Source organism: Corynebacterium sp. ES2794-CONJ1 (assembly GCF_025660615.1).
Taxonomy (GTDB): domain Bacteria; phylum Actinomycetota; class Actinomycetes; order Mycobacteriales; family Mycobacteriaceae; genus Corynebacterium.
Map to the genome: position 1 here is coordinate 486,483 of NZ_JAOTIM010000001.1, position 12,448 is coordinate 498,930.

Genomic DNA, 12,448 nt, shown 5'->3' on the forward strand with positions numbered 1-12,448 from the left:
GCCTGATTTTCGTTAGTTAAAAGAATCTCCACACGCACACGAGCCGCCAGCATTGGGGTTATCGATGGTGAACCCCTGGGACTCGATGGTGTCTTGGAAGTCAATAGTAGCTCCCGAAAGATAAGGCACACTCATCTTATCCACCACGAGTCGGACGCCGCCGATGACGTCTTCCTTGTCACCGTCGAGTGAACGGTCATCGAAAAAGAGTTGGTAGCGCAATCCGGCGCATCCGCCTGGTTGGACGGCAATCCGCAGCGCCAAATCATCTCGATTTTCTTGCTCGAGCAACGCTTTAGCCTTAGCAGCAGCCGCTTCGCTTAAAATAACTCCGGTATTGCTTTGAGTCTGTGGGGCAGTCATGAAAGTCTTTACTCCTTAACGCGGTAATTCCTGATACAACTCTACCGCAGCCATCACATAAGTGTCGGCACTGTTGGTACGTACCTCTATTATGCCTCCTTGAGCCTTTGGCCTGCTAGCCGAATTCTGGTCCCGATACGATTCCCAATGAGGCTCGGTGCAAAAGTTTTTTGTGATGCTTTCGTAAAAGCGGAGCAATATTAGTAGTCTTGATATCGTGAATTCCGATAAACAGCAGCCCGCCGAAGCCCCACGTTCCAAGGCTTATACGCCCAAGAAGGGACGCCCTACGCCGAAGCGCAAAGAAGCTCAAGCGCACCCGGGGACGTTCCAGTCGCGTTATGCCTCTGATGAAGCCTTCCTCCGCAACCGCAAGATGCGGAAAGAGCTGAAAGCTTCCATGACCAAAGAGGAGTGGAAGGCTCATAAGAAGGCCGAGAAGGAAGCACGCCTCGAGCGCAGCCGCCGCACCAAAGAGGGCATGGATCGCGGCGAAGAACGCTACCTCCTCGAACGTGATAAGGGCCCAGAGCGAGCCTATGTACGCGACTATATTGACTCGCGCCGCTATATGAATTCTTTTATGATGCCTTTTGCTCTCATCCTGCTCATTGGCATGGTGATATCCTCCTCTTGGCCTGAGATCTCCTATTTCATCAGTCTCTTTGCCATGGCTGTTATGATCGGCTTGGCCGTTGAAGGAGTCATGCTCGGCCGCGGCGCTGTGGCTGCAGTGCGCGATAAATTCCCAGCCACCGCCGAATCTGGCCTCGCCTTGGGCTTCTATGCTTTCGGCCGCGCCTCTCAACCTCGGCGCTGGCGCACCCCGAAGCCTAAGGTTGCAGCGGGCGATTATATTGGCGGCAAGAAGAAGAAGTAGTACACATGCGTACTCTAATAGTGGGAGGGGCTCGTTCCGGTAAATCGGCTTTCGCTGAAGGCCTGGCTGGTTCGGGCCCGTGCCTGTATATAGCGACTGCTCGTGGAGCTGATGGGGACGAGGATTTTCGCGCCCGAATCTATGAGCATCAACGCCGACGCCCCTTGACCTGGATAACCGAGGACCGCGCGGATATCCGATCCGTTCTCGCCAGCCCCGAGGACTGGATCAAGCCACATACCCCGATTCTTATTGATGACCTCGGCACCTGGCTGAGTGCGCTTATTGACGCCAAAGAGGCCTGGGAGTCACCGCGTGGCTGTGTGGACGCTGAGATTGAGGAATTATGCGCGTTGATTGACGATCTCCCCGACTATTATCCACTCGTTATTGTTAGCCCTGAAGTGGGGATGGGGATCATCCCCCACTTTCACTCCGGGCGACTTTTCCGCGATGAATTGGGCCGACTCAATCAACTCGTAGCAGATATCTGCGAGGAAGTAGTCTTTGTCGTAGCAGGCCAAGCGTTACCCTTGAAGAAACAGCTGACCGACAAAGACCCGAGAAAGGCTTGAGGTTTGAAGGCTTATGCATCCAACTGATTTTTTCCCACGAGTTCACGCCCCCGATAGCGAGGTGGCGCGGCAGGCCGAGGAGTACCAGCTCGCCTTGACTAAACCTGCGGGATCTTTGGGTCGACTTGAAGAGATCGGGATTTTTCTTGCGGCCTGTCAATCGCAGCTACCTCCACGTCCCCTTATCCAACCGCGGCTGGTGGTCTTCGCCGGTGATCACGGTATCGCAGCTCGTCATGTCTCGGCCTACCCGCAAGAGGCCTCCGCACAGATTGCCGATAATATTCGCGATGGTGGTGCTGGGGTCAATGCCATTGCTAATGCTTCCGGTATCGGGATCCGTGTGGTAGATATTTCGCTCAACCATGATGTGTGGGGCGAGGAGCGAGTCTCTCGCTCGAGTGGAATGATCGATATCGAAGATGCGATGAGCGAAGAGCAATTAGTGCGCGCCATCGAGATTGGTAAGCGTATTGCCGATCAGGAAATCGATAGCGGTTGCGACCTCATCATGGCTGGCGATGCTGGAATCGGAAATACCACGATCTCCTCTACCATTATTGGTTTACTCACTAATCACGAGCCTGTTGAAGTTACCGGCCGTGGCGCCGGCTGTGATGATGAAGCGTGGAAGAATAAAGTCAGCGTCGTGCGCGATGCCATGTTCCGTGCGCGGCGCGACAAGGGCGATATTCTGACCGTTATGCGTAAGGTTACCTCTCCCGACCTGGTAGCTATGGCAGCGTTTATAGCTCAGTCCGCGGTGCGCCGCACCCCTATCTTGCTCGACGGTGTGGTGGTTGGTTCTGCTGCCATCCTCGCTGACCGTCTCGCCCCTGGAGCTCGGGCATGGATGCTCGCTGGACATCAATCCGCCGAGCCAGCCCACACCTTCGCCTTAAAATATCTGGGCCTTTCACCTCTCGTGAATCTAGGTATGCGGCTAGGTGAAGGGTCTGGGGCGGCCGCCGCCTACCCGCTGGTCAAAATGGCCTGTCATATTCTCAATGATATGGCGACCTTCGAGCAGTCCCATGTTGCTGGCGCCGATGCCGTCCCCGCCGATCGCTTCTCCAACACTCACTGATAGATGTCCGGAAAAGCTCACTTCACCTCAGGCGAGCATCAACACCCGCTCATCGAGGGCCCACTTACTGCCCTCAGCTGGCTGACGGTTCTCCCCATTCGCGGTGCGGATGTCTATGACAGGGTCACAGGCACTCGAGTCATGCTGAGTTTGCCTCTCGTGGGAGCCCTTTTCGGGTGTATTGCGGCTCTTTTGGCTCTAGCCTTTTCAGCTCTGGGGGTCAGCTCGCTTTTAGGCGCGGTTATTATTCTATTGGGGTGGGAATTAGCCAATCGCTTCATGCATCTCGATGGTTTAAGCGATATGGCAGATGCTTTGGGTTCCTATGCCGATAGCGCCAAAGCTCGTTTGATCTTGGATGACCCTCATACCGGCTCCATGGGGGCTGCTGCGATTGTGTTGGTCTTTATGACCGAGGTTGCAGCGATGTCGACGATGCTCGAACTTAGCTACCCTTTACTACTGGGATTAGCGCCGTGGGCCAGCCGGATATGCACCATGGTGCCTTGTTTGACGAGGTTCAGCCCGATTCGCCCCACGGGTTTTGGTGGCCTGATAATTGGAACGATTAAGCCACTCGCCCTCGCGTTATGGTCACTGATCTTTGTTCTTGTGGCACTATGTATCCAACCGAGCTGGGTTATTATGCTGGCTTACGGAGGAAGTATAGGAATCAGCTACGTTTTGTCGCGCTACTGTGACCATCGTTTGGCTGGGCTCAATGGCGATGCGTGCGGCTTTATCCAACAGGTATCCCAGGCAAGTTTTCTCCTGATCACGAGCCTGGGATTAAGCCTCATTTAAGGCGCGGCTACGAGTGTGTGCAGCCACTGATGGGTATCAGTGAGATCGCCCCGCTGGATTCCCGTGAGGTGCTCACGCAGCTTCATAGTGATCGAACCCGGCCGACCTTCATTAACGGCAAAATCTCCGTGCCGGGAGCGCACTGTGCCCACAGGTGTGATGACCGCAGCGGTTCCGCAGGCGAAGGTTTCCGTCATCATCCCGCTCTTTGCATCGCGCTCCCATTCATCGGTGCTAATCAGGCGCTCTTCGACCTCGTAGCCCATATCGCTTGCGAGTTCGAGCAAAGAAGCTCGAGTAATACCCGGCAATAAAGAGCCAGTGAGTTGTGGAGTGACAATCTTCGGGGCCTTGTCACCGTCGTAGACAAAGAAAAGGTTCATTCCGCCCATCTCCTCAACGTATCGGTGCTCGTGAGCATCAAGCCACACCACCTGGTCGCACCCCTTGTCTGCTGCTTGAGCTTGGGCAAGCAAAGAAGCGGCATAGTTGCCGGCACATTTGGCAAAGCCGGTGCCACCTTTCACGGCACGCACATAGTCCTCGCATAACCAAACAGATACTGGTTTGATTCCGCCTTGAAAATAGGCGCCAGCGGGGGAAGCAATGAGCACAAAGATATAGGAGGATGATGGATGTACGCCCAGGGTGGATTCGGTGGCTATGAGGAAGGGACGCAGGTAAAGCGATTCCTCACCTCCGTAGGCTGGTACCCACTGCTGATCCACCGTGACCAATTGAGTGAGGGCTTCAATAAAAAGATCCTTGGGAAGTTCCGGCATAGCCAGTCGGGCGGCGGAGGACTGGAAGCGGGCAGCATTGGCATCGGGGCGGAAGGTTTTGATACTGCCGTCCTTATGCCGATAAGCCTTGATCCCCTCGAAAATGGCTTGACCGTAGTGGAAAACCGACGTCGAAGGGTCGAGGTGCAAAGGGGCGTATGGGGTCACCGTGGCGTCATGCCAGCCGGCCTCCTCAGTCCAGGAGATCGTGACCATGTGGTCGGTGAAATACTGACCAAATCTGGGGTTTTTGTGGATTTCGGCGATGCGCTCTGCGGCGGTTGGCTCGGAAGTTTTATTGATGCGGAATTCTAGGCTACTCATATTTTTAATGTACACCGCTTCATCGACGATCAGCTCAATACCTAATCCAGCGGAATTTTGGTTAAGGTTGGGGATTGGCCGAGAAAATCTCAGCTATTGTGCTTGAATAAAGGAGTCATCGATGAACGAATTATCGTCGCTCATTACTGGTGCGCGGACTCGCGTGCATTTAGAACACTCACTGCCCAATAATACCGAGGCTTTGATCATCCCCGCTTTCGCTGGTGAGGACGGTCTTGAGTTAGCAGCATCTGGGCTTTTCGACGACGAGATCGAGGCAGACCTTCTCGAACTTCTCACCGCGCTGGGTGCGACGGGCAAGAAGATGGAGATTACTAAAATCCCCGCCATCGAAGGTATCGCCGCCGATATCGTGGTGGCTGTGGGTCTTGGCGATAATGACGCTTTTGACGCGGATATTTTGCGGCAGGCGGCCGGAGTCGCAGCTCGCTCGGTCAAAGGGCTCGAATATGTAGCCACCACCTTAGGCATCTTTGGAATTCGAGAAACAGTCGAGGGCATCGTCCTAGGCGCTTACCATTATGACGGCCTTAAAACGTCCTCCCTCACCACCCCTGTCGAAAATGTCACCATCATCAGTACCCGCGAGGACGCACGGGATGACTTCGACCGCGGCCTTATTGCCGCTCAGGCGGTTACTCTGGCCCGCGATCTCGTCAATGCTCCTTCCTCACACCTCTTCCCCGAAAGCTACGCGAACATCATCGACTCGCTGGCTCAGAGCTACGGTCTTGAGGTGAGCATTCGCGATGAACACCAGCTCGCCGCAGAGGGCTTCGGTGGCATCCTAGCCGTGGGCCAGGGTTCGAGCCGCAAGCCGCGCTTGGTGCAATTGAAATACCGCGCACCTCAAGGGCACGAAGACACTAAACATATTTCCTTCGTGGGCAAGGGTATTACATTCGATACCGGTGGTATTTCCATCAAGCCCGGGGCCAATATGGATCTCATGATCACCGATATGGGTGGCTCTGCTGCCGTTATCGCCACAACGATCGCTGCTGCTCGATTAGGCTTAAATGTCAATATCACAACCACTGTCTCTTTGGCTGAAAATATGCCTGGTGGCAATGCCTACCGCCCCGGTGATGTGATTACCCACTACGGCGGAAAAACCACTGAGGTACTCAATACTGATGCTGAGGGCCGCCTCGTCATGGCTGACGCTATAGTCTTAGCCTCCGAGGATAATCCCGATTACCTCATCGATACCGCTACCCTCACCGGTGCCCAGATCGTTGCCTTAGGCGATCGCACCATGGGAATCATGGGAGATACCGAGCTCATTACGACACTCGCCGAGCTGGGCAACGTGGTGGGCGAAGGGGCTTGGCCAATGCCTCTACCGGAGGAGTTGGCTGAAGCCGTAAAATCAGAGGTCGCAGACCTGCGCAATGTGACTAATTCGCGGGCGGGCGGGATGCTTTCCGCCGGATGTTTCCTAAGAGAATTTGTCGGCGACAATATTACATGGGCTCACGTGGATATAGCTGGCCCATCATTTAATTCTGGTAGCCCATATGGATTCACCGCGAAGCGCGCCACTGGAGTGCCGGTGCGCACCTTCCTAGCCTTCCTCGATAGCCTTTCTTAAACTGATGCTGCAGGTCACGTAAGTACCTGCAGCACCCTAATACTCGCCGCGTTCGAAACGTTCGCGGCGTTCTTTTTGCTCGCGGCGCTTGCGCAAAATTCGCTCTCTCTCAATACGCTCACGCATGCGTTGGGGGTAACCAGTTTCCTCAACATCATAGAGGGCAATACCTAGTTCTTTGGCCACCACATCAATACCCTTAGGACCGCCGATGCGACGGCGGGTGAAATCACCCGATTCATCGACAAGGCACACACTCATTTCGTTAACCAGGGTTTCTGGCTCGATAAAACCCTCGACTAACAGCCGCGATGCCACCCACCCTTTGAGGTAGGCCAGGTCATTGCTGCGGATAGTATCCCCGGGAGCGCGGGGTGGCTTCAGATTTGATTTCGCGCCTTTGCGGCCAAATATATTGAACACAAGGAACAATTGTAGGGGGAAAAATAAGAACTTGCGGACATCCGTGTCACATTTCTGCCATAAAACGGGTACGCTCTAGGGGTATTAAGACCTTTTGTGACTACTGCAATCACACGTTAAATTCATAGGAGCTAAATTAACCATGGCGCACTCCGTTATCATGCCCGAGCTGGGCGAATCAGTAACTGAAGGCACGATTACCCAGTGGCTCAAGGCCGTAGGCGATACCGTCGAGGTCGATGAGGCCCTGCTCGAGGTCTCCACTGACAAGGTAGACACCGAGGTCCCCTCCCCCGTTGCTGGTGTCTTGTTGGAGATCAAGGTCAACGAGGACGATACCGTGGACGTCGGTGAAGTAATCGCCGTCATCGGCGACCCCGATGAAGCTCCAGCTGACAACCAAGACGATGAAAAAGAAGCTGCCCCCGCAGCGGAAAAGGCTCCTCAAAAAGATTCCTCTGCGACATCATCTGCTGGCGCCGTTGATGTGGTGATGCCGGAACTAGGAGAATCGGTCTCCGAAGGCACCATTACCCAGTGGCTCAAGGCCGTCGGCGATACCGTCGAGGTCGACGAGGCCCTCCTCGAGGTCTCCACTGACAAAGTAGACACCGAGGTCCCCTCCCCCGTGGCCGGCACGATCGTGGAGATCCTGTTCGAGGAAGACGATACCGTTGACGTCGGTGACGTCATTGTGCGCATCGGCGACCCCGATGCCGTTCAGGAAGAGACCAAGCCTGAGCCAGAGCCTGAGGCTAAACCAGAGCCTAAAGCTGAAGCCAAGCCACAAGCACACTCATCTGCTGGCGCCGTTGATGTGGTGATGCCGGAACTGGGAGAATCAGTCTCCGAAGGCACCATTACCCAGTGGCTGAAAGCCGTAGGCGATACCGTCGAGGTCGACGAGGCCCTCCTCGAGGTCTCCACTGACAAAGTAGACACCGAGGTCCCCTCCCCCGTGGCCGGCACGATCGTGGAGATCCTGTTCGAGGAAGACGATACCGTTGACGTCGGTGACGTCATTGTGCGCATCGGCGACCCCGATGCCGTTCAGGAAGAGACCAAGCCTGAGCCAGAGCCAGAGGCCAAGTCCGAGCCTGAGCCAGAGCCTGAGGCTAAGCCAGAGCCCAAAGCTGAAGCCAAGCCACAAGCACAACCAGCAGCTCAGTCCGAGTCGAAGTCGCAACCGAAAGAAGCGACAGGCTCAACCAAGGTCAATACTGATGGAGTTCCGTACGTCACCCCATTGGTTCGGAAGCTGGCCGATAAACACGGCATCGAGCTCTCAACTCTCACCGGCACCGGCGTGGGCGGACGCATCCGCAAGCAGGACGTTATCAAGGCTGCTGAAGAGAAGAATGCACCGCAAAAGGCCGCGCCCGCTGCTGACACCAGCAAAGCCCCAGCAGCACCAGAAGCTACCGGACCTCGGGCTCGCTGGTCGACGGTAGCTGTTGATCCGGAGAAGCAAGACCTCATCGGTACCACCAAGAAGGTCAACCGTATCCGCGAGATCACCGCCAAGAAGATGGTCGAAGCCCTACAGACGGCAGCTCAACTGACTCACTTGCAAGAAGTCGATGTCACCGCTATTGCTCAACTGCGTAAGGCAAAGAAGCCGCAGTTCCAAGACAAGCACGGTGTCAACCTCACCTACCTGCCGTTCTTCGTCAAGGCGACCGTTGAAGCTTTGGTTTCCCACCCGAATGTCAATGCTTCCTATAATCCTGAGACAAAGGAAATGACCTATCACGAGGATGTCAATATCGCCATCGCGGTTGATACCCCCCGTGGCTTGCTCACCCCTGTGATCCACAAGGCTCAAGATCTTTCCCTCCCTGAGATTGCCCAACAGATTGCTGACTTGGCTGACCGAGCTCGCAATAATAAGCTCAAGCCACAAGATCTCACCGGAGCTACCTTCACCATCACAAATATCGGTTCGGCTGGAGCCTTGTCGGATACGCCAATCCTGGTACCACCACAGGCAGGTATTCTGGGCACCGCAGCTATCCAGAAGCGGCCAGTGGTGATCAGCGCTAACGGTAGTGATGCGATTGCGATCCGCCAGATGTGCTATATCCCATTCACCTACGATCACCAAGTTGTCGATGGAGCGGACGCTGGCCGCTTTACTCAGACGATCAAGGATCGTTTGGAGACTGGCAATTTCGAAGCGGATCTCGAACTCTAAGAGATTGCCTACCTGATATCGCAGAGCATGAAGATCTGAGAATTGTTTAAGGAGCGGCTTCCACACCACGTGGAAGCCGCTCCTTGTTGTTGGTGCACCGAAGGTCTCGAACTTTAGATTGTAAAATCTTCTGCGCTTCGATTATTGCTGTCCGGGGGCAGAGGTGAGGAAAATTTGGTCTCCTCTCTTTCTTCCGATCACCAAGTGCGAACTGAGTCCTTGCGGGCTGCCCATTTGAATCAACCTTGGCTATTTTCAGCAGCCAGATGGCAACCTGACGGCGCTTAGGCAGCGCGCTGCTAGCTCCAGGCATTTTCGTCCTTGCAGGTAGAGAAAACGTAGCGCTATTCTCCACAGCATTTAAGTTCTGTCTCCACATAACCAACTATTTCAACCATATTGGTCAGCGCGTCGGTCTGCATAAGCAGTGCCTCAGCTTGTGTCCACGGCATGGCTACCGTAGAAGCCCGGCCAAAACCTCGCAAGCAGCATACAATGGTTTACATCACACATTTGCATAAATGTAACCTAGGTCTTAGGAGACCGTATGTCAGATACTTACCTATCCGCACAGTTCATGGATCGCCATATCGGCCCCGACTCGCAGGACAAAGCCGATATGCTCAACAGTCTGGGCTTTAGCTCATTAGATGAGCTCATTACTGCAGCGATGCCGCAGTCTATTATCGATACACAGACCATTGATCTTCCGCCAGCAGCCAGCGAATACGAGGCCACCGCCAAGCTGCGCGAATATGCCAACCGCAATGTGGAATTGCATTCCTTTTATGGCCAAGGCTTTTACTCCACTATCACGCCCAGCGTTATTAGGCGCAATATTTTAGAAAATCCTGGTTGGTATACCGCCTATACGCCCTACCAGCCGGAGATTTCCCAGGGGAGACTCGAAGCGCTGCTGAACTTCCAAACGATGATCATCGAGATTACTGGCCTACCCGTTGCCAATGCTTCCCTGCTAGATGAAGCCTCCGCCACCGCCGAGGCCGTGGGACTGATGGCTCGAGCGAAACGAAAAGGGCGGCGCGTTATAATCGATTCTCGCCTTCACCCTCAGGTGCTCGCGGTAACGGCGGAGCGTTCACGCACCTTAGGACTCGAGGTAGTCATTAGTGATGATATTGCCGGCACCAAGGGCGACGATCTCATCGGCGCGGTGATCGCTTATCCCGGGACCGAGGGCGATCTTATCGATCCCGCTCCCATTATTTCCGATATTCACGCTCGTGGTGGGCTCACCGTTGTAGTCACTGACCTGCTTGCCCTCCAGGTTTTACGTTCTCCCGGTACATTGGGCGCCGATATTGCGGTAGGCTCGTCGCAGCGATTTGGGGTACCGCTTTATTTCGGTGGGCCTCACGCTGCCTTTATGTCGTGTACGGATTCCTTGAAGCGCTTGATGCCGGGGCGCATCGTTGGTGTATCCAAGGATGCCGCGGGCCTTAGCGCTTATCGCCTCGCTCTGCAAACCCGCGAGCAGCATATTCGCCGTGAGAAGGCCACCAGTAATATTTGCACGGCGCAGGCCCTATTAGCAGTGGCGGCGTCGATGTACGCCGTGTGGCACGGCCCTAAAGGTTTACGCGCCATTAGTCACCGCGTTCACGCCCTAGCCTCTGACTTTGCCCATTCAATCGACGTAGCAAGCGGGCAGCTATCCAGTGTTGATTTCTTTGACACCGTAACCGTCATCTGCCCGAACCGAGCCGAGAGCATCGCCACCGCACTCGCCGATCAAGGCTATCTCGTGCGAGTCATTGGTGAGAATAAAGTCTCAGTCGCTTTCGGCGAAACCGCCACCAAGCGTGATGTCGTGCAGTTACTTACTGCCTTCAACGCCCCATACCAGCCAGCTCCTGCGCGCCCCTATCCACCATCGCTATGCCGCGAGGAACCAGCGTTAAGGCACCCAATTTTTTTCTCAGCGCACTCTGAAACTCAATTACTGCGCTATATGCGCCGGTTGCAGGATAAAGATTTAGCTCTCGATCGCACCATGATCCCCTTGGGTTCGTGCACGATGAAACTGAATCCCACCACCGCCATGGAACCGATTTCATGGCCTCAATTTGCCCATATCCACCCCTTTGCGCCAGTCCGCTTTACTCAGGGATGGTTGGATCTCATCGCAGAAATCGAAGAGTGGCTGGCCACTATTACTGGCTATGCTCGCGTATCCATCCAACCGAATGCGGGTTCTCAAGGGGAGCTTGCGGGTCTGATCGCCATTAGGCGCTACCATCTCAGCCGAGGTGATGATGCCCGCGATATCATGCTCATCCCGCAGTCTGCGCACGGAACCAACGCGGCTTCGGCCACCTTGGCCCATATGCGTGTTGTCGTGGTAGAAACTGCCCCCGATGGATCTATCGATTTAAAAGATCTCGAAGCCAAACTAGAAGCCCACGCCGGCGCAATCGCAGGCATTATGATCACGTACCCCTCAACCCATGGCGTCTTTGAGGATACGGTTCGCACAGTGTGCGAAAAGGTTCATGGCGCGGGAGGACAAGTATATATCGATGGCGCTAATCTCAATGCGCTCGCCGGGATCGCCCGTCCTGGGCATTTCGGCGGCGATGTATCCCACTTGAATCTCCACAAAACCTTCACCATTCCCCATGGTGGCGGGGGGCCTGGAGTAGGTCCCGTGGCCGTTGCCGAGCACCTTGTGCCCTTCTTACCTACAGCTGCCCATCGTGTCGATCCCGCAGTCCCCGCCGCGGAGCTCGCGGGCATCCCGATTTCTGGCACCCCTTATGGTTCAGCTGGCGTGTTACCCATTTCATGGACCTACATCGCATTAATGGGAGCTGAAGGATTAAAGGAGGCGACCGGAATGGCTATTCTTGGGGCTAATTATATTGCCCATCACGTGCGCGATTTCTTCCCCATCCTCTACTCCGGCGAGGGCGGTCTCATAGCCCACGAGTGCATTATCGATCTGCGAGATATCACCGAACGCACCCACGTCACCGCCACCGACGTGGCGAAGCGGCTGATCGATTTCGGCTTCCACGCCCCAACCCTGTCCTTCCCCGTGCCTGGCACATTAATGATCGAGCCCACGGAATCCGAAGATAAATCCGAGTTGGATCGTTTTATCGCAGCTCTTCGCACCATTGCTGAAGAGATCTCAGAGATCGAGTCTGGCGCGGTAGCTTATGAAGATTCCCTCCTCCGCCACGCCCCGTTCACGGCTCGCGCACTAATGGCCGATGGATGGGAGCATAGCTTTAGCCGTCAACAGGCTGGATTCCCCGCCGGACCGAGCACAACGAAGTACTTCCCCGCATCAGCCCGCCTTGATGAGGCATGGGGAGATCGCAATTTCTCCTGCGCCTGCCCGCCGCCAGCAGCTTTTGCAGAACCCCAACAGTAAG

General features: G+C 55.1%; 10 protein-coding genes. 7 read left to right on the forward strand and 3 right to left on the reverse strand.

Translation table 11 applies throughout. The features are described 5' to 3' along the window. Nucleotides 1-12: 12 nt before the first annotated feature. Entirely contained in the window at nt 13-363 is a 351-nt protein-coding gene (locus N7326_RS02225) for a HesB/IscA family protein (RefSeq protein WP_259076025.1), read from the reverse strand. Between the two features lie 217 nt (nt 364-580). Here N7326_RS02225 and N7326_RS02230 point away from each other — a divergent pair, with 217 nt between their 5' ends. From N7326_RS02230 to N7326_RS02245, 4 genes are read left to right on the forward strand one after another with little or no spacing between them, the layout of a single operon-like run. Beyond that, nucleotides 581-1,243, forward strand: coding sequence for a DUF3043 domain-containing protein (locus N7326_RS02230; protein ID WP_259157616.1), 663 nt, complete (start codon nt 581-583; stop codon nt 1,241-1,243). A 5-nt stretch (nt 1,244-1,248) separates the two neighbouring features. Next, a complete protein-coding gene (locus N7326_RS02235; protein ID WP_259076020.1) occupies nt 1,249-1,818 on the forward strand; it encodes a bifunctional adenosylcobinamide kinase/adenosylcobinamide-phosphate guanylyltransferase in 570 nt (189 codons plus the stop codon). Nucleotides 1,819-1,831: 13 nt separating this feature from the next. Further along, on the forward strand, nt 1,832-2,905 hold the full coding sequence (gene cobT / locus N7326_RS02240; protein ID WP_263088082.1) for a nicotinate-nucleotide--dimethylbenzimidazole phosphoribosyltransferase: 1,074 nt from the start codon (nt 1,832-1,834) through the stop codon (nt 2,903-2,905). Between the two features lie 3 nt (nt 2,906-2,908). After that, entirely contained in the window at nt 2,909-3,709 is an 801-nt protein-coding gene (locus N7326_RS02245; protein ID WP_259076005.1) for an adenosylcobinamide-GDP ribazoletransferase, read from the forward strand. Here the strand turns inward: N7326_RS02245 and N7326_RS02250 are convergent. Then, complete coding sequence (locus N7326_RS02250; protein WP_259076002.1) at nt 3,706-4,815, reverse strand: branched-chain amino acid aminotransferase; 1,110 nt, start codon at nt 4,813-4,815, stop codon at nt 3,706-3,708. The genes N7326_RS02245 and N7326_RS02250 overlap by 4 nt on opposite strands. Before the next feature lie 121 nt (nt 4,816-4,936). Here N7326_RS02250 and N7326_RS02255 point away from each other — a divergent pair, with 121 nt between their 5' ends. Further along, complete coding sequence (locus tag N7326_RS02255; protein WP_259289279.1) at nt 4,937-6,430, forward strand: leucyl aminopeptidase; 1,494 nt, start codon at nt 4,937-4,939, stop codon at nt 6,428-6,430. A 36-nt stretch (nt 6,431-6,466) separates the two neighbouring features. Here N7326_RS02255 and N7326_RS02260 read toward each other — a convergent pair whose 3' ends face one another. Further along, complete coding sequence (locus tag N7326_RS02260; RefSeq protein ID WP_259075997.1) at nt 6,467-6,853, reverse strand: oxidoreductase; 387 nt, start codon at nt 6,851-6,853, stop codon at nt 6,467-6,469. Between the two features lie 142 nt (nt 6,854-6,995). Here N7326_RS02260 and sucB point away from each other — a divergent pair, with 142 nt between their 5' ends. Both sucB and gcvP read left to right on the forward strand, forming a co-directional pair. Next, nucleotides 6,996-9,047 (forward strand): 2-oxoglutarate dehydrogenase, E2 component, dihydrolipoamide succinyltransferase, encoded by a 2,052-nt coding sequence (gene sucB, locus N7326_RS02265; RefSeq protein ID WP_263088083.1) that lies wholly within the window; start codon nt 6,996-6,998, stop codon nt 9,045-9,047. Between the two features lie 577 nt (nt 9,048-9,624). Continuing rightward, a complete protein-coding gene (gene gcvP, locus N7326_RS02270) occupies nt 9,625-12,447 on the forward strand; it encodes an aminomethyl-transferring glycine dehydrogenase (RefSeq protein WP_411512286.1) in 2,823 nt (940 codons plus the stop codon). The last annotated feature ends 1 nt before the right edge of the window (nt 12,448 follow it).

Coding starts and splice junctions, on each gene's coding strand:
- N7326_RS02245 (WP_259076005.1), top strand. CDS start 2,909: ATGTCCGGAAAAGCTCACTTCACCTCAGGCGAGCATCAACACCCGCTC.
- sucB (WP_263088083.1), top strand. CDS start 6,996: ATGGCGCACTCCGTTATCATGCCCGAGCTGGGCGAATCAGTAACTGAA.
- cobT (WP_263088082.1), top strand. CDS start 1,832: ATGCATCCAACTGATTTTTTCCCACGAGTTCACGCCCCCGATAGCGAG.
- N7326_RS02250 (WP_259076002.1), bottom strand. CDS start 4,815: ATGAGTAGCCTAGAATTCCGCATCAATAAAACTTCCGAGCCAACCGCC.
- gcvP (WP_411512286.1), top strand. CDS start 9,625: ATGGATCGCCATATCGGCCCCGACTCGCAGGACAAAGCCGATATGCTC.
- N7326_RS02225 (WP_259076025.1), bottom strand. CDS start 363: ATGACTGCCCCACAGACTCAAAGCAATACCGGAGTTATTTTAAGCGAA.
- N7326_RS02255 (WP_259289279.1), top strand. CDS start 4,937: ATGAACGAATTATCGTCGCTCATTACTGGTGCGCGGACTCGCGTGCAT.
- N7326_RS02235 (WP_259076020.1), top strand. CDS start 1,249: ATGCGTACTCTAATAGTGGGAGGGGCTCGTTCCGGTAAATCGGCTTTC.